Origin of the sequence: Exiguobacterium sp. s132 (assembly GCF_018617235.1) — a bacterium.
GTDB lineage: Bacteria > Bacillota > Bacilli > Exiguobacteriales > Exiguobacteriaceae > Exiguobacterium > Exiguobacterium profundum.
The window spans coordinates 204,020-223,920 of the sequence record NZ_JACSJU010000001.1 but is presented as its reverse complement, the minus strand read 5'-3'; the positions used below and the strand labels follow the sequence as shown (position 1 = coordinate 223,920).

The 19,901-nt window shown below is 50.7% G+C and carries 19 protein-coding genes, 1 tRNA gene and 1 other annotated feature (1 of these 21 cut by a window edge); all 20 genes read right to left on the bottom strand.

Translation table 11 applies throughout. From position 1 onward, the window contains the following. Positions 1-26: a binding site (T-box leader), on the bottom strand (it extends 196 nt beyond the left edge of the window). Between the two features lie 47 nt (positions 27-73). After that, on the bottom strand, positions 74-1,378 hold the full coding sequence (hemL, locus tag KNO78_RS01150; RefSeq protein ID WP_031421390.1) for a glutamate-1-semialdehyde 2,1-aminomutase: 1,305 nt from the start codon (positions 1,376-1,378) through the stop codon (positions 74-76). Next, entirely contained in the window at positions 1,375-2,355 is a 981-nt protein-coding gene (gene hemB / locus KNO78_RS01145) for a porphobilinogen synthase (RefSeq protein ID WP_214691149.1), read from the bottom strand. Before hemB ends, hemL begins: the two co-directional genes overlap by 4 nt. Further along, positions 2,352-2,984: a uroporphyrinogen-III synthase gene (locus tag KNO78_RS01140; protein WP_074037526.1), complete on the bottom strand. Its 633-nt coding sequence runs from the start codon at positions 2,982-2,984 to the stop codon at positions 2,352-2,354. Before KNO78_RS01140 ends, hemB begins: the two co-directional genes overlap by 4 nt. A 25-nt stretch (positions 2,985-3,009) precedes the next feature. After that, positions 3,010-3,927, bottom strand: coding sequence for a hydroxymethylbilane synthase (gene hemC / locus KNO78_RS01135; protein ID WP_074037527.1), 918 nt, complete (start codon positions 3,925-3,927; stop codon positions 3,010-3,012). Positions 3,928-3,979: 52 nt separating this feature from the next. Next, a complete protein-coding gene (hemA, locus tag KNO78_RS01130; protein ID WP_074037529.1) occupies positions 3,980-5,326 on the bottom strand; it encodes a glutamyl-tRNA reductase in 1,347 nt (448 codons plus the stop codon). Positions 5,327-5,511: 185 nt separating this feature from the next. Then, complete coding sequence (locus KNO78_RS01125) at positions 5,512-6,681, bottom strand: AI-2E family transporter (RefSeq protein WP_015881116.1); 1,170 nt, start codon at positions 6,679-6,681, stop codon at positions 5,512-5,514. A 110-nt stretch (positions 6,682-6,791) separates the two neighbouring features. Next, positions 6,792-7,385, bottom strand: coding sequence for a ribosome biogenesis GTP-binding protein YihA/YsxC (yihA, locus tag KNO78_RS01120; RefSeq protein WP_015881115.1), 594 nt, complete (start codon positions 7,383-7,385; stop codon positions 6,792-6,794). Then, the gene (gene lon / locus KNO78_RS01115; RefSeq protein WP_214691150.1) at positions 7,386-9,686 is read right to left on the bottom strand and encodes an endopeptidase La; all 2,301 of its coding nucleotides are present in this window, start codon (positions 9,684-9,686) and stop codon (positions 7,386-7,388) included. Positions 9,687-9,758: 72 nt separating this feature from the next. Next, a complete protein-coding gene (gene clpX, locus KNO78_RS01110; protein WP_015881113.1) occupies positions 9,759-11,027 on the bottom strand; it encodes an ATP-dependent protease ATP-binding subunit ClpX in 1,269 nt (422 codons plus the stop codon). A gap of 211 nt (positions 11,028-11,238) precedes the next feature. Then, positions 11,239-12,531 (bottom strand): trigger factor, encoded by a 1,293-nt coding sequence (gene tig, locus KNO78_RS01105; RefSeq protein WP_015881112.1) that lies wholly within the window; start codon positions 12,529-12,531, stop codon positions 11,239-11,241. 89 nt (positions 12,532-12,620) lie between these two features. Beyond that, on the bottom strand, positions 12,621-13,532 hold the full coding sequence (locus KNO78_RS01100) for a hypothetical protein (RefSeq protein ID WP_214691151.1): 912 nt from the start codon (positions 13,530-13,532) through the stop codon (positions 12,621-12,623). 124 nt (positions 13,533-13,656) lie between these two features. Then, a tRNA-Arg gene (locus tag KNO78_RS01095) sits at positions 13,657-13,730 on the bottom strand. A 60-nt stretch (positions 13,731-13,790) separates the two neighbouring features. Next, entirely contained in the window at positions 13,791-14,303 is a 513-nt protein-coding gene (locus KNO78_RS01090; protein ID WP_015881110.1) for a metallophosphoesterase family protein, read from the bottom strand. A 5-nt stretch (positions 14,304-14,308) separates the two neighbouring features. Beyond that, a complete protein-coding gene (locus KNO78_RS01085) occupies positions 14,309-14,899 on the bottom strand; it encodes an XTP/dITP diphosphatase (RefSeq protein WP_074037535.1) in 591 nt (196 codons plus the stop codon). Next, complete coding sequence (gene rph, locus KNO78_RS01080; RefSeq protein ID WP_214691152.1) at positions 14,896-15,645, bottom strand: ribonuclease PH; 750 nt, start codon at positions 15,643-15,645, stop codon at positions 14,896-14,898. The genes KNO78_RS01085 and rph overlap by 4 nt, the downstream gene beginning before the upstream one ends. Continuing rightward, entirely contained in the window at positions 15,638-16,441 is an 804-nt protein-coding gene (gene racE, locus KNO78_RS01075) for a glutamate racemase (RefSeq protein ID WP_074037958.1), read from the bottom strand. Before racE ends, rph begins: the two co-directional genes overlap by 8 nt. A gap of 112 nt (positions 16,442-16,553) precedes the next feature. Next, complete coding sequence (locus KNO78_RS01070) at positions 16,554-16,817, bottom strand: phosphocarrier protein HPr (RefSeq protein WP_015881106.1); 264 nt, start codon at positions 16,815-16,817, stop codon at positions 16,554-16,556. 74 nt (positions 16,818-16,891) lie between these two features. Continuing rightward, positions 16,892-17,332 carry an acyl-CoA thioesterase gene (locus KNO78_RS01065; RefSeq protein ID WP_015881105.1) on the bottom strand — a complete coding sequence of 147 codons (441 nt, stop codon included), beginning with the start codon at positions 17,330-17,332 and terminating at the stop codon, positions 16,892-16,894. A gap of 8 nt (positions 17,333-17,340) precedes the next feature. Continuing rightward, complete coding sequence (gene sdhB, locus KNO78_RS01060; protein ID WP_193343274.1) at positions 17,341-18,129, bottom strand: succinate dehydrogenase iron-sulfur subunit; 789 nt, start codon at positions 18,127-18,129, stop codon at positions 17,341-17,343. An 8-nt stretch (positions 18,130-18,137) separates the two neighbouring features. Then, on the bottom strand, positions 18,138-19,895 hold the full coding sequence (gene sdhA, locus KNO78_RS01055) for a succinate dehydrogenase flavoprotein subunit (RefSeq protein ID WP_214691154.1): 1,758 nt from the start codon (positions 19,893-19,895) through the stop codon (positions 18,138-18,140). Between the last annotated feature and the right edge of the window lie 6 nt (positions 19,896-19,901).

Here is a 19,901-nt window from a genome sequence, read left to right as displayed (position 1 = left end):
GTACTACTCCTCATCAATGCTTTTCATCGTATCTGTTAAATAATTGTAGCGACAGAAACGTCAGCAGTCAAGATTAGAGTGAAAACTCTTCTTGAAGCTCCTTGAACGTCGCCTCGACCGCTGCGATCGTCTTCTCGATATCCTCGTCCGTATGAGCCGTCGATAGGAACAATCCTTCGAACTGTGACGGTGGCAAGAAGACGCCGCGCGCCGCCATCTTCTGATAGTACGAACGGAACATCTCGAGGTTTGCCGACTTCGCTTTCTCGAAGTTCGTCACTTTCTCGTTCGTGAAGAAGAAACCGAACATCGAGCCAGCACGGTTCGTGTCGTGTGGGATGTTGTATTTCTCACCAGCCTGCGTGAAGCCTTCCGCGAGACGGTCTGCTTTACGCTCGAACTCGGCGTAGTGCTCAGGTTTGAGTTGCGAGAGTGTCGTGTAACCGGCAATCATCGCGAGAGGGTTACCCGAGAGCGTACCTGCTTGATAGATTGGACCTTGTGGTGCAATCTGTTCCATGATCTCGCGTTTCCCACCGTATGCACCGACCGGAAGTCCGCCGCCGATGACTTTTCCGAGACATGTGAGGTCCGGTGTGACACCGAAGTACCCTTGTGCACAGTTGTACCCGACACGGAAGCCCGTCATGACCTCATCAAAGATGAGGAGCGCGCCGTTTTGTTCCGTGATCTCACGAAGTCCTTCGAGGAACCCTGGTTGTGGTGGCACGAAACCCATGTTTCCTGCTGCTGGTTCGACGATGACGCCAGCGAGATCATCACCGTATTTTTCAAAGGCGACGCGGACTGCGTCCAAGTCATTGTAAGGAACCGTGAGCGTATGGCTCGCGAGCTCTTTCGGTACACCTGGTGAGTCTGGAAGACCGAGCGTCGCGACGCCAGACCCGGCTTTGATGAGAAGCGAGTCACCGTGTCCGTGGTAACATCCTTCGAATTTCAAAATCTTTGTCTTTCCGGTATAGCCGCGTGCGAGGCGAAGTGCCGCCATCGTCGCTTCCGTTCCCGAGTTGACCATGCGGACCATCTCGATCGATGGGACACGGTCGATGACGAGTTCTGCCATCTTCGTTTCAAGCTCGGTCGGCGTCCCGAACGTCCAGCCTTTTTCAGCTTGTTCTTGGATCGCTTTCGTGACGACCGGATCACGGTGACCGAGGATGAGTGGTCCCCATGAGAGGACGTAATCGATATATTCGTTGCCATCGATGTCATAGACGCGTGAGCCTTCACCACGTTCGGCGAAAATTGGCGTCATCCCGACCGATTTATAGGCACGGACCGGGCTGTTGACACCGCCTGGCATGAGTGGACGAGCTTGTTCGAACGCTTCCTGTGAGCGCGTTTGGTTGTATGTCATGCGTAGTCTCCTTCCAAGTAGCGACAGACGTCTTTTGCGAAATACGTGACGATGAGATCGGCACCGGCACGTTTGAATCCGACCATCGTCTCCATGACGATGCGTTCTTCATCGACCCAGTCGTTGAGTGACGCGGCTTTGATCATCGCATACTCACCGCTCACGTTATACGCCACGATTGGCATATCGAGTGAGTCGCGCATGTCACGGATAATGTCCATGAACGCGAGAGCCGGTTTGACGATCATGAAGTCGGCACCTTGTTCGACGTCCGATTGTGACTCACGGAACGCCTCACGACGGTTCGCCGGGTCCATCTGATACCCTTTACGGTCGCCTTCACCAGGAGCCGATTGGGCTGCGTCACGGAACGGTCCGTAATACGCAGACGCATATTTGACGCCGTAGCTCATGATTGGAATGTGACTGAATCCGTTTTGGTCGAGACCTTCACGGATAGCTGCGACGAATCCATCCATCATCGAGCTCGGTGCGATGACATCGGCACCCGCTTGTGCTTGCGTAATGGCTGTCTGGACGTGAAGTGGAAGTGATGCGTCGTTATCGACGTCCCCATCTCTCACGAGACCACAATGACCTGTCGACGTGTACTCACAAAGGCACGTATCGGCGATGACCGTGAGCTGTGGCGCCCACTCCTTCACTTTACGAATCGCTTCCTGGACGATGCCGTGGTCATGATACGCTTCGCTGCCTTCCGGGTCTTTATGTTCCGGCACACCGAACAAAAGCACAGATTGAAGACCGAGGTCGACGATTTCTTTAATCTCTTCTTCGAGTCGGTCAAGTGAATAATTGAAGACGCCAGGCATCGAGCTGACTTCACGTTTAATGTTAGTCCCTTCAATGATGAAGAGCGGGTAAATCAAATCTTCTTTTCGAACATGATTTTCACGTACGAGGGCACGCATCGACTTCGATGAGCGAAGACGACGGTGACGGTCAAACTGGTTCATGAAAAATCCTCCCCTACACACTGTATTAATGCATCCATAGTATAACATTCTGGCACTCGTACCGGTAATGTCGACACTTGTCGGACGGCGCGTTCGGTCACTTCGCCAATGGCGTACCACGTCCCGTTGAAGTGGGACAAGTGTGGTGTGAGCGCATCGACGGCCGACGGACTCAAGACGAGTAACGCCTTCACCGTCTCGAGTTGTTGTTGTTGGGCCGAGGTCAATCGGATTGGAATCGTCTCATACACGACCCAGTCATACACGCAAGGCAGCATCGACATATGCGACATGTTCGCCAAATTGCCACGTGCAAACAAGACGACATCATCGGTCGAAACAACGTCAGATAACTGCTCAAAAAGCGCCTCACCCGTATACGTCTCCGGCATGAGTGAGACGGTAAAGCCCTCCGCTTCAAGCGCCCGCTTCGTCTTCTCTCCGACAGCGGCGACCTTGACGTCACGCGTCAGATTCCGAAGGGCTTGCACCGCGTTTTGACTCGTGACGACGAGCCAATCGAATCGTTCCACGGGTGGCGGTGTATACGTCTCTCTCGTTTGAATGAGCGGGACATGATGAACGGAAAGACCGCTCGCCTCGAGCCGTGCCCGTTGCGAAGCGGTCATTCGTTTCGTTCCCGTGTACCAAACGTCACTCATTGACCGAGGCGAGGATTTCACGCCCGCCACGACCGAGCAATTCTTCTGCGACGTCCATTCCGAGTGCGATTCCGTCCGTTGACGTTTTCGTCACGCGAAGCACTTCTTTCCCGTCCACTGACGCGATGAGACCTGTCAGTGTCACGTCGTCACCGTCGACCGTCGCATAACCGCCGACCGGTACGTGACAACTTCCTTCGATCGCTTTTAAGAAGGTGCGCTCTGCTGTAGCCGCTTTCGCCGTCACATCATCATGCAACAATTGAAGCACTGCTGTCACTTCTGCATCGTCCTTGCGGCTCTCGATGGCGAGTACGCCCTGGCCGACAGCCGGTACCATGACGTCCGGGTCGAGCGCTTCAAAATCGACACGATCCGTCCATCCCATCCGCTCGAGTCCTGCTTTCGCGAGCAAGATGGCATTGTAGTTCTCGGAGTCTAACTTCTTCAGACGCGTGTCGATGTTTCCACGAATCCATTGAATCTCAAGGTCAGGACGGGCTGCCAAGATTTGAGCACCACGACGGAGTGAGCTCGTTCCGACAATCGAACCTTTTGGAAGCGTCTCGAACGTGTAGCCGTTCTCACAGATGAGGACGTCACGCGCATCGACACGTTTCGGCATGCAGCTAATATAGAGTTCTTCTGGTAGTTCGGCCGGAACGTCTTTCATGCTGTGTACGGCGAAATCGATGTCCCCATCGAGCATCTGTTGTTGAATCTCTTTGACGAACAACCCTTTCCCACCGACTTTCGACAATTGCACGTCGACGATTTGGTCACCTTTCGTCACGATTTCTTTAATCTCGAACTCGTTCTTTGCTCCAGCTTGCTTCAACTGCTCGATGACCCATTTTGTTTGAGTCATGGCGAGTTGGGAACGGCGTGAGCCGACAATGATTTTCCGCATGTTCAATCTCTCCTTCATAGAAAAAGGCGACACGCGTCGCCTTTTTGTCTTGTTAGCGCATCAATGCGCGAAGTGGTGCTTTGGCAGAAGTGGCATCTGTTTCTTCCACTTCGTCTACAGGTTGTTCCGGCAACTCGACATCAAGTCCGAACGTCTCGATGAATTGAGCGATTCGAACGTTCGCATCCGGTTGAGCCGCTGCATCTTTAATGTAGTCAATTGGGTCACGAAGCATTTGATTGATGATCGACTTCATGTGCTTCCCGATGACTTTCTTGTCTCGTGCTGACAAATGGTCGAGCTTACGCTCAAGACTCGTCATCGTATCTTCTTGAATATCAAGGGCACGAGCACGCAACTCGTTCATGATTGGCACGACACCAAGCGTGATGAGCCATGTTTGGAACTCTTGAATCGCTTCATCGATTTTCATTTCAATCTTTTCAGCCTCGACGAGACGCGCTTCAAGATTTTTGTTTACGATTCCGTTCAAATCATCGACATCGAACAAATGCACACCCGGAAGTGTCGCGACCGCTGGATCGATATCTCGCGGCACAGCGATGTCAATGAGAAGAAGCGGACGTTCGCGGCGCAACAACTGTGCAGCCGCTACATCGTCGTATCCAATGACGGCATCCTTCGCCCCGGTCGAACTAATCAAAATATCTGCATCAAGTAATCCACATGCGATTTCACGAATCGAATGGGCACGGCCTTTGAACTTATCCGCTACAGCTTTTGCTTTGCTCTCCGTCCGGTTGAAGACAGCGATTTGTTTCGCACCTGCTTCAAATAAGTTGAGTGTCGTCAATTCACCCGTCTCACCGGCTCCGACGACGACGACTTGTTTGTCTTCAAGCTGTTGATACATCTCTTGTGCGAGCGTCACGGCAGCCGAACTGACCGATACAGACATTTCCCCAATTTGCGTGTCCGTATGGGCGCGCTTGGCGAGTGTGACCGCTTCTTTGAATAATTTGTTGAAGACCGTTCCTGTCGTTCCATGCTCCTGGGCACGGAAGAAACTCGTCTTCACTTGACCTAAAATTTGTGTTTCCCCGATGATCATCGAGTCGAGGCCCGAAGTGACACGGAACAAGTGGCGAATCGCCTCTTCCCCTTCTCGAATCGACAAGTATGGTGTGAACTGCTCCATCTCTAGGTTGAACCAGTTCGCCAAGAAACGTTTCGTGTAATAACGTCCAGTATGGAGTTGATCTGTCACGACGTACAGCTCCGTCCGGTTACACGTAGACAAAATAACCGACTCGAAAATGCTCTTCTCTTCGCGAAGTGCAATCATCGCATCCACGATTTCTTGCTCCCCAAACGAGAACTGCTCCCGAATCGCGACAGGGGCTGTCTTGTTATTTAGTCCAACTACGACAATATGCATGTATCTCTTCCCCTCATCTAAAATCCACCGACGGTTGTCTCTTCTTTTTTTCAATCTCTACCGTACATTATAACAGTTCTTATCTGGTAACTATAATCTTCTGTTTGATTTTCCTGAAATAAAATAAGAACTTTTTGTGACAAAAAGAAGTAGAAATGGCGAAACTCCATTCCTACCCTTTTTTCTTATGGATTTGGCGAGTTCGGGTCCGTAATAATCGGACTCTCGGGCTCCTCTTTGTCTAAATAATGCTCACGTTCTCGTAATTTATAGATGCGAACGATATTCTGGACAACCGTTTTGGCGACCGCATAAAACGGTACAGCGATGAGCATTCCGATGATACCGGCCAAATTTCCTGCCACGAGCAAGACGATGATAATCGTGAGCGGGTGTACTTTTAACGACTTCCCTTGAATGAGTGGCGAGATGACGTTCGACTCAATTTGTTGCACGACGATGATGACAACGATGACCCATAATACCTTGATCGGATCTTGAATGAATGCCACGACCACTGCCGGTGCAGCCCCTAGGAACGGTCCAACGTAAGGGATAATATTTGTTACCATCATGAAGAGTGCGAGCAAGATGGCATAATCTACACCGACGATCCAGAGACCAATCAGTGACGTGATTCCAACGAAGAATGCGACGAGCAACTGAGCGTTGACGTAACTCCGCACCGTCTCGTGCATGTCATGCAAGATGTGACGCGTTTCCTTTTCATAGCTCGATGGGAGCAATTTGACGATTGCGTCCGGTAGACGTTTCCCGTCAAGCAACATGTAGAGAAGCATGAACGGGATAACGACGATCGTGATGACCGCTGACGTCACGAATCCGACGACTTGACCGAATGATGAGGCAATGTTTCCGAATAAGTCTCCTAAGTACGACGTGATGTTCGTCGTCAAGTTACGGAACATCTCGTCATTTTCTGCCATGAAGCGTGCAAAGAACTCATTTTGTAGCAACGTGTCACGGACAGCGAACGCCTGTTTCTGAAGTTCTTTTGCGATACTCGGCATAGCGTTGACGAGCGACGTAATTTGTTCGCCTAAAACCGGTCCGAGAATACTGAAGACAAGTGTAAAAATAAGCACGAGTCCGATCAGTGTGATGGCTACAGCTAACGTTCGCTTCCCTTTTAAGCGTTTCTCTAAGAAGTCGACAATCCCGACCAGGAAATAAAAGAAGAGTCCGGCCACAATGAGTGGAACCGTGACGAGTGCCAAGATGACTTGAATCGGTTCAAACACGAATGAGATCTGTGTCCCGACCCAAATGACTAAAAAGATGGTCAGCGTCCAAAAGAGGGCGCGATACCATTTGTTTTCAAACATGCGTTGCATTTCTCCACCTCGTTTACAATGATGACTATGTACTAACTATGATTATACGATAATTACCCGCTTGCGGGCTGACAAAAACAAAAAGGCGAAGGAATCCCTTCGCCTTCTCCTTATTCGCCTTCTGTGATGAGTGCGTAAATCGCTTTCCATGCCTCGTCTTTTCCTTCTGCCGTTTCGGCCGAGAAGGCGACAAAACGGTCAGATGGATCGAATTGAAGCTTACGTTTCACCGCCGCCTCATGTTTTTGACGCTGACTCTTCTTGATTTTATCGAGCTTCGTTGCCACAACGATGACCGGAATCTCATAATGTTTCAAGAAATTGTACATCGTCACATCGTCACCCGTAGGATCATGACGGATATCGACGAGTAAGACGACGCCACGAAGCGCCTCTTGGCTCGTCAAGTACTGCTCCATCATGACGCCCCACTTCTCACGTTCCGTCTTCGAGACTTTCGCATATCCGTATCCCGGAACGTCAACGAACATGATTTCATCATTGATGTTGAAGAAGTTGAGGGTCTGTGTCTTCCCTGGTTTCGAAGACGTCCGTGCGAGCGCCTTCCGTTGGCAAATCTTATTGATGAACGACGATTTCCCGACGTTCGACCGCCCGGCAAGTGCCACTTCCGGCAATTCATGGACCGGGTAATGGTCTGGCGCGACGGCACTCGTCACGAACTCTGCTTTGTTGATCTTCATTTAATTTCCTCCAAATGCTACATCTAGTACTTCATCGAGTGTCGTCACGGGAACGAACGTCAATTTCTCACGAACCGTCTCTTGAATATCATCGATGTCTCGCTCATTATCTTTCGGAATGACGATGGTCGTCAACCCGGCTCGATGAGCAGCGAGCGCTTTTTCTTTCAATCCGCCGATTGGCAAGACACGTCCACGGAGTGTGATCTCACCTGTCATCCCGACATCACGATGGACTTTCTTCCCGGTCAATGCGGAAATTAAGGCTGTCGCAATCGTGATTCCTGCCGACGGTCCGTCTTTTGGCACGGCACCCTCTGGCACGTGAATGTGAATGTCTTGTCGCTCATAGAACGTCGGGTCAATCCCGAACCGCTCTGCGTTTGCACGGACATAGCTATATGCTGTTTGTGCCGACTCCTGCATCACATCACCGAGTTTACCCGTCAACTGAAGTTTGCCTTTCCCTGGAGCGAGCGCCACTTCGATTGTGAGCGTGTCGCCACCAAACGCCGTGTAGGCAAGGCCTGTCACCGCACCGATGGAGTCCTCGGTCTCCCCTTTTCCGTAGCGATACTTCGGCTTCCCGAGATACGTGATGATCGCCTTTTTCGAAATCGTGACCCGTTTCTTCTCCCCGATGGCGATTTGTTTCGCGGCTTTTCGGCAGAGTGATCCGATGACGCGTTCTAAGTTCCGGACGCCGGCTTCACGTGTGTAACGACGTACGACTTCATAGAGCGCATCTTCTTTAATCGTCAACTGACTCTTCTTCAATCCGTGCTCTGTCAACTGTTTCGGCACCAAGTGACGCTTCGCGATCTCTACTTTCTCAAGCTCCGTGTACCCACCGATTTGAATCAATTCCATCCGGTCAAGAAGCGGTGCTGGGATTTGTGAGACATCGTTCGCAGTTGCGATAAAGAGAACGTTTGACAAATCGAACGGTTCTTCGATGTAGTGGTCAGAGAAGGAGACGTTTTGTTCCGGGTCGAGTACTTCTAGCATCGCGGACGCCGGGTCCCCTCTGAAGTCAGAAGCCATCTTGTCGATCTCATCGAGCAAGAAGACCGGATTCTTGCTTTCCGCTTGCTTCAATCCGCGGATGATTCGTCCTGGCATCGCACCGATATACGTACGACGGTGCCCGCGGATTTCCGCCTCATCGCGCACACCACCGAGCGAGACACGAACGAAGTGACGTTCAAGTGCCGACGCGATTGAGCGGGCGAGTGACGTCTTCCCGACCCCTGGAGGTCCGGCGAGACAGAGGATTGGTCCACGAAGCGAGTTCGTCAACTGACGGACGGCCAAATACTCGAGGATACGGTCTTTTACCGATTCTAAGCCGTAATGGTCATCGTCGAGGACGTCTGCCGCATGTTTCACGTCAAGCTTGTCTTCCGTCTCAATGCCCCATGGAAGAGAAGTGACCCAGTCGAGGTAGTTACGGATGACCGCATACTCCGGAGACGTCTGCGGCACGACGTTCAATCGTTCCGCTTCACGCATGACGTTCTTTCGCGTCGTCTCTGGCAAGTCGAGCGCCTCTAACTTCTCACGAAGGCGGTTCGGTTCTGACTCTTGCGTCTGGTCTCCGAGTTCTTGCTGAATCGTCTTCATCTGTTCCCGTAAGTAATACTCGCGCTGCGACTGCTCAATCGACTTCTTCGTCCGCTCGCGCATCTCTTGCTCGAGTTCGATCACTTCGACCTCATGTGCGATGATTTCAAGCAGTTCAAGCCCTCGTTTGACCGCATCTGCTTCTTCAAGCATCGCTTGGCGAAGTTCGACGTCGACATCGAGTTTTGACGTGATATAGTCTGTGAGCGATTCGAGTCGCTCATACATCTCGAAACGACGACGCTCATCTGGCGACATGCCCTTGATGTTTGCGACAAGTTTTCCGAACTGCTCTTTCAACAGACGGACGAGTGCCGTACGTTCGACCTCTTCTCCTTCAGCAAGTTCAAGTGGTTCGACGTTGGCGAACCATCCTTCATCTGTCGATTCAATCGAGTCGACACGGACACGCTCTTTCCCGACGATCCGAACCCGAATCGTTTCGTTCGACAGTTCACTCATCTTCGCAATGTGGACACGTGTTCCAACCATGTATAAGTCTTCCGGTTCCGGTGACTCGTTCCCAGTTTCTTTCTGCGTCACGACAATCAAATCTGTTTCATGCTCCTTTGCGGCAAGGAGCGCCCGAAGGGATAATGGGCGTCCGACATCGATGGTCACACCGATGAGCGGATATACGACGACTCCTCGCAAAGGAAGGATTGGTAATTTTTCCATATACAATGCCTCCTGTGCAAAAAGGCTCAAAACTCGGATGTGCCGAGTGTTTGAGCCTTCTTCGTTAAAGAATTATGCTGTCTCTTTGTTGTCCCCTGTCTGTTCGACAGTACCGTCACGAAGGACGTATTTCGGACCGGCAAGACCCGTAATCGTTTCATCCGTGATGATGACTTTCTCGATATCGTCACGCGATGGGACAGTGAACATCACATCGAGCATCATTTCTTCGATAATCGAGCGGAGACCGCGCGCGCCAGTCTTACGTTTGATTGCAAGTTTGGCGATTTCGATCAATGCTTCGTCTGTGAACGTCAATTCGACATCGTCAAGCTCGAGCATTTTCTCGTACTGACGGACGAGAGCATTTTTCGGCTTCGTCAAGATTTCAACGAGCGCTTCTTCATCGAGTGTCGTGAGCGTCGCCATGACTGGCAAACGTCCGATGAACTCAGGAATCAAGCCGAATTTTTGAAGGTCTTCAGGGAGTGCGCGGGCGAGCAAGTCCTCTTGCGTCAACTCGCGATTCTCTTGATCGTTTCCGAAACCGATGACTTTCTTCCCGATTCGGCGTTTGACGACCGATTCGATGCCAGCGAATGCGCCACCGACAATGAAGAGAATGTTTGTTGTGTCGATTTGGATAAACTCTTGATGCGGATGCTTACGTCCACCTTGTGGCGGTACGCTTGCTGTCGTGCCTTCAAGAATTTTAAGGAGCGCCTGCTGAACGCCTTCACCGGATACGTCACGCGTAATCGATGGGTTTTCAGACTTACGGGCAATCTTATCGATTTCATCGATGTAGATGATCCCTTTTTCAGCCTTCTCGACATCATAGTCAGCCGATTGAATCAATTTGAGCAAGATATTCTCAACGTCTTCCCCGACGTAACCTGCTTCCGTCAAGCTCGTCGCATCCGCGATTGCGAATGGGACGTTCAAGACGCGAGCCATCGTCTGAGCGAGAAGCGTTTTTCCGCTACCCGTTGGTCCAATCATGACGATGTTCGACTTCGCAAGTTCGACATCATCCGAACGGCCACCGGCGTTGATACGTTTATAGTGGTTATAGACAGCAACTGAAAGCGCACGTTTGGCGCGGTCTTGACCAATGACATAATCGTCTAGGATGTTACGAATCTCTTGTGGTTTTGGAATGTCTTTGAATTCAACTTCTTCCTCTACACCGAGCTCTTCCTCAACAATTTCATTGCAAAGTTCGATACATTCATCGCAAATGTATACGCCAGGACCGGCGACTAACTTACGAACTTGTTCTTGCGATTTTCCGCAAAACGAGCACTTGAGTTGCCCCTTTTCCTCGTTAAATTTGAACATTCGATACACCCCTTCTGTGGTGAAAATGGATGTAAGTGCGATAAATCGCGATTTGAATTTTCTGGTGCGATGCACCGCGAAAAGACATTTTACATCTCTGCGTTGAAATAATTGTAGCATGAACATATTGCGACTTCAAAGAATTACACATGCAATGTGCTGTGACAGAAAAAAGGACGACCGCTAGGCAGTCGTCCTTTCGAATATCAGCTTACTTCGCTTTACCGTTTTCAACGAGGATGTCGATCGCTTTACGGAATTTGAGGTCACCTTTAAGTGTCTCAAGTCCACCTTGCGGAGCGAGCATCGTACGGAGTTGGTCCGGGGCGATGTTGTAAAGTTTAGACATTTCTTCAAGCTCTTTCTCAGCATCTTCGTCAGATACTTCGATTGCTTCTTTGTCAGCGATTGCTTTCAAGACGAGACGAGCTTTTACGCGCTCTTCAGCTTGCTCTTTCATCTCTTCGCGCATTGCTTCTTCAGAAGTACCAGTGAGCTCGAAGTACATGTTAAGGTCGATTCCTTGTGAAGATACACGTGAACCGAACTCTTGTACCATGCGGTCAACTTCTTGTTCAACGAGAACTTCCGGTACGTCGATTGTCGCGTTAGCAGTTGCCTGCTCTACGAGTTGGTCGCGCATTGTACCTTCAGCTTCTTGTTTCTTACCAGCTTCTAAACGCTCACGGATGCTTGCTTTCAACTCGTCGAGTGTCGAAACAGACTCGTCGATGTCTTTTGCAAACTCGTCGTCGAGTTCAGGAACTTGTTTTGTTTTGACTTCGTGAAGTTTGACTTTGAATGTCGCTGGTTTACCCGCCAAGTTTTCAGCGTGGTACTCTTCAGGGAATGTTACTTCAACGTCTTTTTCTTCACCAGCAGTCATGCCGATCATTTGCTCTTCGAATCCTGGGATGAATTGACCAGAACCGATTTCGAGTGTGTAGTTCTCAGCTGTGCCGCCTTCGAACTGCTCACCGTCAGCGAAACCTGCGAAATCAAATACAGCTGTATCGCCGTTTTCGATTGCACCTTCTTTAACAGCTAGTTCTGCGCCTTGCTGTTGAAGTGCTTCAAGTTCTGCTGTTACTTCATCTTCTGTTACTTCAGTTGAAACAGCTTCGTACTCGAGGCCTTTGTATTCGCCAAGCTCAGCTTCTGGCTCAACCACGAATGTCACTTTGAAAGCGACTGGTTTGCCTTTCTCGAGCGTGCCGTCTACATCGATGTTTTCGAGCGCGATTGGTTCGAAACCAGCTTCTTCAACCGCACCTTGGATTGTGTCGCGGTAGAGAATGTCGAGCGCATCTTGATAGAGTGCTTCTTCTCCATACATTTTGTTGAACATTGGGCGTGGCAATTTACCTTTACGGAAGCCAGGCACGTTCAAGTCTTTGACGACTGTTTTAAATGCGGCGTCAACTGCTTTATCAAAAGCTTCTGCAGGAGCTTCGTACGTGAGTACGCCTTGGCTACCTGATGTTTTTTCCCATTTTGCTGTCATGCTAAGTCCCTCCAACAATTCGTTTATACCGTACAAAAATGTACAACAATCCGTATTATAGCATAAATCCTCGGTAAGCACACAAGGATTTAGTCTAATAACGCCTGTGTAAAGCGAAGATCCGCCTCTAAAATCTCCGCGGCTAAACCGTCGACCGGTTCGTCATGTAAAATCGCTTGTTTCGCCTGTACGAGCGCCTGTTCCACATCCGCTTTTTCGGCTGGCACATCCGGATAATGCGTATACATGTAATTCATCAACAGCTGGGTCCCGATCTCATCGCCTTCAACTGATTTTTGAAGAGAAAAGACGGTCTGCTCCCACGTTTCAATCTGCGCTTTCGCTTCCGTTCGTGTCATCTTGTTCGAAACGTCCCCATCCGTCCATTCGATGACATCTAGTTCGGCGAACGCTTTTTCCAACACGATCAGTTTGATGAGCTTCGGACGCTCCGACACGAGCAGTTCATGTAGCACATTGTCGAGCACCGGGTCGATTTGAAAGTGAACATGTTGTAATGCTTCAATCTGTTCCCCCGTACTCCCTCGCGTCAGCGTTCGTTTCAACTTGGCAATTGCCGCCGGAAACTCGGTCATCTTCAACACTTGAAGTACCTGATGTGCCTGTGTGTTGACCGTATCCTTCTTGTCCTGCCATTCGAGATACTGGTTGATCCAGTGCGCCGCTTCAAACGGTTGGTCACGCATGATGTAATACTGCGCAATCTGTAACCCTCCTGAGGCCGGTTCTTCCGCCTCGGACATATGGATGCTGACGAGTTCCTGCAGCTTCTCGAGTGTCTCCGGATCGTCCGGTCGTTCCATTGCACATTGGAAGATTTCCATGAAAATAAACGGGTCCCCTGGAATCGTCTGATACCAATCCCATAAAATCGGTTCGATCCGCTGTCGTTCCCCAGAAGCATCTGCCTCCTGAATCATCTTATGCAGACGCGCCCAATTCCCAGGGAACGGATAGTCCTGATCCTTTTCCTTCTCCATCTTCCCTCACCCTCTCTTCCATTCCCCTTCATCTTCCGTTAGGACGCGATTCCTTGTCAATCGATTTCCCGGAAAATGAAAAAAGAGACGTTCTCCGTAGAGAGCGTCTCTATTTTAATGGAAGCGTCCCAAGAGGGATTCGAACCCCCGACCGACGGCTTAGAAGGCCGTTGCTCTATCCTGCTGAGCTATTGGGACATTGACATGAAAACTATAATAGAAAAATGGTTTCCTGTCAATCGATTTCCCGTTCGAAACTCATAGTTTTCCTGAGATGTCCAAGTCTTCGACGTGAGAACCGTCTTCTGAGCGATAGAAACGCACTGTTGCTTCCCCCGCTTCGAGATCGAGTAACGCATACGTTTTGTCCGTTCGTCCTCGCGGCATGCGAATCGAACCTGGGTTGATGTAGACAACCCCGTCCTCGATCAGCGCACCCGCCACATGCGAGTGACCGAACAAGACGACATTCGCTCCCACTTCTTCCGCTCGATACCGTAGACGGTTCAAATCGAATTTGACGTCATGATGGTGCCCGTGAACGATTAAAATCGTACCGGCATCCGTCGTCTCGATGCGTTCAAGGGGAAGGTCTCCACCGAAATCACAATTCCCCCGAACCGTTCGATAAGGTAACAAATGTTCATCCACAAGAGCGAGTTGTGAATCCCCGCAATGGAAGGCGTCATCAATTTCCGCCTCGTGCCTTTCAAAAATCGTCGTCAACTCTTCGGTCAAACCATGACTATCACTCACTATTAGAAAACGCATAAGCTTCATCCTTTCATGAATGGTATGATTTCTGCCTCCAGTTTTCGTAGTGCCTGTCCACGGTGGCTGACGACCGCCTTCTCGTCACGCTCCAACTCTGCCGCTGTCTTATGAAGCGATGGGACGATAAAGAGTGGATCGTATCCGAAGCCATTTTCGCCTTGTGGGGAATAACCGATTGTCCCTTCGATCGTTCCACGAACGGTCAACGTCTCTCCGCTCGGTTTCGCAAGACAGAGCGCACAGACGAAACGCGCCGTACGATTCGTTTCTCCGTTCAATTTTTCAAGAAGAAGCGCATTGTTTGCCTCGTCTGACTTTTCTGGACCTGCAAAGCGGGCTGAATATACTCCCGGTGCCCCGTCAAGTGCGTCGACTTCAAGACCGGAGTCGTCCGCCAGAACGGCATGTCCAAAATAAGCTGCCGCCTCGGTCGCTTTTAACGCCGCGTTCTCTTCAAACGTCGTGCCGGTCTCTTCCGTCTCTGGTGCATCCGGATAGTCGAGTAGTGATTCGACCTCGAACCCGAGCGGCGTCAGCATTCCTTCGAGTTCTTTCACTTTTCCAGGATTGTGTGTCGCAATGATCAACTTCATAATGTCTCCTCCGAACGTTCTCCGACGTACCACCAAGAAGCACCGAGTGCCGCTTCCGCCGTCTTGAATAATGATTCGATGCCGTGTTGCGCGAGCGCGAGCATCTCGTTCATCTCTTGTAGCGTGAACGTCGCCTCTTCCCCTGTACCTTGTACTTCGACGAATCGACCGCTTGCCGTCATGACGACATTCATATCGACCTCTGCCGCAGCGTCTTCTAGGTAATCCAAGTCTAAGACAAGCTCGTCCGTTCGCCCGACCGAAATTGCGGCCACACCTTCTTTAATCGGTGTATCTTCAAGTTTCCCTTGGCGAATCAAGCGGTCGACGGCCAACACGAGCGCGCAAAAGCCACCTGTGATGGAAGCCGTCCGAGTCCCGCCATCCGCTTGAATGACGTCACAGTCGATCCAAATCGTTCGTTCGCCGAGACGTTCTAAGTCCACGACCGAGCGGAGCGACCGACCAATCAGACGCTGAATTTCCATCGTTCGTCCCGACTGTTTTCCGCGTACCGCTTCTCGGACAGTACGGTCTCCCGTCGCCCGTGGTAGCATCGCATATTCTGCATTGATCCAACCTTGTTTCTTTCCACGAAGGAAATTTGGTACGCGCTCTTCCACAGTTGCGGTACAGATGACTTTCGTATCGCCGATTGAAATTAAAACGGACCCTTCCGCATGTTTGTTCACGTGCGGCACAATCTCGACTGCGCGCAGTTCATCAAATCGTCTCGCATCACGCAATGCCGGTCACCTCGACTTTCTCCGCATGAACCGGACGTCCGAGCCATTCGCTCGCGAGTCGGTCAAATAGTTCGATGTCACCCGTCGCATAGAAGGAATGTGCCGGGACTGCATCCAACCCGTTTTCAAGTTCCTGATAATCGAGCATCGCTGCCACTTCAAGTGCCGTCTCGTCACCTGATGAGATGAGGTGGACGTCCGGTCCGACCACATCTTGAATGACCGGAGCAAGTAGTGGGTAATGCGTACAACCGAGAATCAACGTATCCATCTCGGATGGTTGAAGTGGACGAAGCGTCTCCTCCACCACTTGTCGCACGCGCTCTCCAGACACTTCTCCAGCCTCTACGAGCGGGACGAACGGTGGGCACGCGAGTGAATACACATCGACCTCACCTGCTACGTGACGTAACGCCTTCTCATATGAACCGCTTTCAATCGTCATCTTCGTACCAATGACACCAATATGCTTGTTGCGCGTTCCTTTGACAGCCGCGCGGGCACCCGGGTCGATGACACCGATGACCGGGATGTCGAGACGTTTGCGTGCCTCCTTCAATACGACCGCTGTCGCCGTATTACAGGCGATGACAATCATCTTGACGTCTTTCTTCAATAAAAATTCAATCAATTCCCATGTATATGCTTCAATCTCATCGTGCGGACGCGGCCCGTACGGACAGCGTTCTGTATCTCCGATATAGACGATTTCTTCTTTAGGGAGTTGGCGCATCAATTCTTTGACTACCGTCAACCCACCGACTCCTGAATCGAGGACTCCAATCGCTCGTTTCATTTGCATCACTTCCATTCTCACCTATCTTACCAAAAAATCTCGGACGGAAAAAGAAACGTTCCCATGACAAAAAAAGACGAGGTCGCCATTGGCGCCTCGTCCCTTACCCGAATTACTGAGCAAGACCTTCGCTAGTGAGCATGTCAGAAAGCGTGTTGATCGCTTCTTCTGCATCTTCACCTTCAGCAGTGATCTTGATTGTAGAATCTTTTGCGATACCGAGTGAAAGTACACCCATGATCGACTTCAAGTTAACTGTTTTACCATTGTACTCGAGGTTGATGTCTGATTGGAACTTAGAAGCTGTGTTAACTAACTGAGTAGCTGGACGAGCGTGAATTCCTGAATCAGCAACGACTGTGAACGTTTTTTCCATGAGATGATGGTCTCCCTTCAAAATTCAATTCTACAGGCGAACCAGCAGAATATTTTTTGTTTGTGAACTCATTATCAAATGATAGCGGATTCGCAAAAATTCTGCAAGCGGTTTTTATATTCCGGAGTCCATTCCGTAGGACGGCCTTCCTTCGTTAAATGAACGAGGCTTGTCCGTCCGGCGAAGAGGAGTTGCTCTCCGTCATATGCCCCGTAATGAATATCACATGAAGTGTTTCCGACCGTCAAGATATTGGCATGCACAGTCAGCTGTTGACGTGGCATGACTTGTCGAACATAGTCACATTGCGCATCGGCGACGACGACGAATCCGTCCTTCAAGGAGAATCCTGTCGCCTCTAACAACTCGATCCGGGCATCTTCGAAATAGATGAACGGAATTGTGTTGTTCATGTGACCATACGGGTCGCACTCCGAAAAGCGGACTTTCACATCGAGCGCGATCCCTCTTTTGACACGTGTTTCCCAACCTGGCTCTCGAAAGTACTTGGTCATCGGCTCGCTTACGCCTCGACCGCAGAACCGGTGCGACCTTTGTCACTACCGAAGAACTGTTTGAACGAGTGAAGCGTCGTTTGACGGTTCATCGAAGCGATCGACGTCGTGAGCGGGATGCCCTTCGGACAAACTTCGACACAGTTTTGTGCGTTTCCGCACTGCATGATGCCGCCGTCTTCCATGAGTGCCTCGAGGCGGTCTTCCGCATGGAAGGCACCTGTTGGATGTGAGTTGAAGAGTCGGACTTGCGAAATCGCCGCTGGACCGATGAAGTCCGATTTGTCGTTTACGTTCGGACACGCTTCAAGACAAACACCACACGTCATACATTTCGATAGTTCGTACGCCCATTGACGTTTGTTCTCCGGCATACGCGGTCCTGGACCGAGGTCGTATGTGCCGTCGATTGGGACCCATGCCTTCACTTTTTTCAACGCGTCGAACATGCGTTGACGGTCGACTTGAAGGTCACGGATGACCGGGAACGTCTTCATCGGTGCAAGACGAATCGGTTGCTCGAGTTTATCGACGAGTGCCGTACACGACTGGCGCGGCTTCCCGTTGATAATCATCGAACAGGCACCACATACTTCTTCAAGACAGTTCATGTCCCAGTTGATCGGTGTCGTCTTGTCCCCGTTCGCATTGACCGGGTTACGGCGGATTTCCATCAATGCCGAGATGACGTTCATGTTTGGACGGTATGGTACCGTGAATTCTTCCGTATACGTCGCTTGATCCGGTCCATCTTGGCGTTCGATAATGAAGCGGATGTCTTTTTGTTCAGATTGCATTGGCGTCGTCATTTCGTCTTCGCCCCTTTCTTCGAGTAATCCCGTTTACGTGGCGGGATTAACGAAACATCGATGTCTTCATACGAGATATCGACTTCCCCATCTTTGTAACGTGCCATCGTCGTCTTCATGAACTGCTCATCATTACGTTCCGGGAACTCCGGTTTGTAATGGGCCCCACGGCTCTCGTCTCGCATGAGTGCGCCAAGTGTGATGACGCGTGCGAGGTCGAGCATGTGGTCGAGTTGTCGAATGAACGATGCCCCTTGGTTGCTCCAACGTGCCGTATCCGTAGCTGAGATCTTATGGAAACGTTCACGCAATTCTTGGATTTTCTTGTCGGTCGCTTCAAGTTTGTCATTGTAGCGAACAACTGTGACGTTGTCCGTCATGAGTTCACCGAGTTCACGGTGGATTTGATAAGCATTCTCTGTTCCATCCATCGCAAGGATGTTGTTGAATCGCTCGATTTCTTCACGTTCATTGAAGTTGAAGAGCGCTTCTGAAACACTTTCTGTCGCTTGATCGAGACCACGCATGTAGTTGACTGCCGCAGGCCCTGCTTCCATTCCGCCATGAACGGCTGAAAGAAGAGAGTTCGCACCTAGACGGTTCGCACCGTGCATCGAGTAGTCACATTCACCGGCTGCGAAGAGTCCTGGAATGTTCGTCATCTGATCGTAGTCGACCCATAGTCCGCCCATCGAATAGTGGACTGCCGGGAAGATTTTCATCGGTACTTTACGCGGGTCGTCGCCTACGAATTTCTCGTAGATTTCAAGGATTCCACCAAGTTTGATGTCAAGTTCTTTCGAGTCTTTGTGAGACAAGTCGAGGTAGACCATGTTCTCGCCGTTGACGCCGAGTTTTTGGTTGACACATACATCGAAGATCTCACGTGTCGCGATGTCACGCGGTACGAGGTTTCCGTATGCTGGATACTTCTCTTCGAGGAAGTACCACGGCTTCCCGTCTTTGTATGTCCAGACACGTCCACCTTCCCCACGAGCCGATTCACTCATGAGACGAAGTTTGTCATCCCCTGGAATCGCCGTCGGGTGAATCTGGATGAACTCCCCGTTCGCGTAAACCGCGCCTTGGCGATAAACCGCTGCCGCTGCTTGTCCTGTGTTGATGACCGAGTTTGTCGACTTACCGAAGATGACCCCTGGGCCACCTGTCGCCAAGATGACCGCGTCCGATGGGAACGCTTTAATTTCCATCGAGCGCAAATCTTGACATACCGCACCGCGGCAGATGCCTTCTTCGTCGATGACCGCACGAAGGAACTCCCAGCCCTCATACTTCTCGACGAGACCTTGCGCTTCGTAACGACGAACCTGCTCATCGAGTGCATAAAGAAGTTGCTGTCCTGTCGTCGCTCCGGCGTATGCCGTACGGTGGTGAAGCGTTCCACCGAAACGACGGAAGTCTAAGAGACCTTCTGGCGTACGGTTGAACATAACGCCCATCCGGTCGAACATGTGAATGATTTTCGGAGCATTCTCCGCCATCTTTTGGACAGGCGGTTGGTTGGCGAGGAAGTCGCCTCCGTAGACCGTGTCGTCAAAGTGTTGCCAAGGAGAGTCACCTTCCCCTTTCGTGTTGACGGCCCCGTTAATCCCACCTTGGGCACAAACTGAATGTGAACGCTTGACCGGTACAAGCGAGAATAGTTTTACCGGAACACCCATCTCTGCCGACTTGATTGTCGCCATGAGTCCAGCTAGACCGCCACCGATGACGATCAAACTTTGATTTGCCATGTAAAA

Coding starts and splice junctions, on each gene's coding strand:
- hemL (WP_031421390.1), bottom strand. CDS start 1,378: ATGACATACAACCAAACGCGCTCACAGGAAGCGTTCGAACAAGCTCGT.
- hemB (WP_214691149.1), bottom strand. CDS start 2,355: ATGAACCAGTTTGACCGTCACCGTCGTCTTCGCTCATCGAAGTCGATG.
- KNO78_RS01140 (WP_074037526.1), bottom strand. CDS start 2,984: ATGACCGCTTCGCAACGGGCACGGCTCGAGGCGAGCGGTCTTTCCGTT.
- hemC (WP_074037527.1), bottom strand. CDS start 3,927: ATGCGGAAAATCATTGTCGGCTCACGCCGTTCCCAACTCGCCATGACT.
- hemA (WP_074037529.1), bottom strand. CDS start 5,326: ATGCATATTGTCGTAGTTGGACTAAATAACAAGACAGCCCCTGTCGCG.
- KNO78_RS01125 (WP_015881116.1), bottom strand. CDS start 6,681: ATGCAACGCATGTTTGAAAACAAATGGTATCGCGCCCTCTTTTGGACG.
- yihA (WP_015881115.1), bottom strand. CDS start 7,385: ATGAAGATCAACAAAGCAGAGTTCGTGACGAGTGCCGTCGCGCCAGAC.
- lon (WP_214691150.1), bottom strand. CDS start 9,686: ATGGAAAAATTACCAATCCTTCCTTTGCGAGGAGTCGTCGTATATCCG.
- clpX (WP_015881113.1), bottom strand. CDS start 11,027: ATGTTCAAATTTAACGAGGAAAAGGGGCAACTCAAGTGCTCGTTTTGC.
- tig (WP_015881112.1), bottom strand. CDS start 12,531: ATGACAGCAAAATGGGAAAAAACATCAGGTAGCCAAGGCGTACTCACG.
- KNO78_RS01100 (WP_214691151.1), bottom strand. CDS start 13,532: ATGGAGAAGGAAAAGGATCAGGACTATCCGTTCCCTGGGAATTGGGCG.
- KNO78_RS01090 (WP_015881110.1), bottom strand. CDS start 14,303: ATGCGTTTTCTAATAGTGAGTGATAGTCATGGTTTGACCGAAGAGTTG.
- KNO78_RS01085 (WP_074037535.1), bottom strand. CDS start 14,899: ATGAAGTTGATCATTGCGACACACAATCCTGGAAAAGTGAAAGAACTC.
- racE (WP_074037958.1), bottom strand. CDS start 16,441: ATGAAACGAGCGATTGGAGTCCTCGATTCAGGAGTCGGTGGGTTGACG.
- KNO78_RS01070 (WP_015881106.1), bottom strand. CDS start 16,817: ATGGAAAAAACGTTCACAGTCGTTGCTGATTCAGGAATTCACGCTCGT.
- KNO78_RS01065 (WP_015881105.1), bottom strand. CDS start 17,332: ATGACCAAGTACTTTCGAGAGCCAGGTTGGGAAACACGTGTCAAAAGA.
- sdhB (WP_193343274.1), bottom strand. CDS start 18,129: ATGCAATCTGAACAAAAAGACATCCGCTTCATTATCGAACGCCAAGAT.
- sdhA (WP_214691154.1), bottom strand. CDS start 19,895: ATGGCAAATCAAAGTTTGATCGTCATCGGTGGCGGTCTAGCTGGACTC.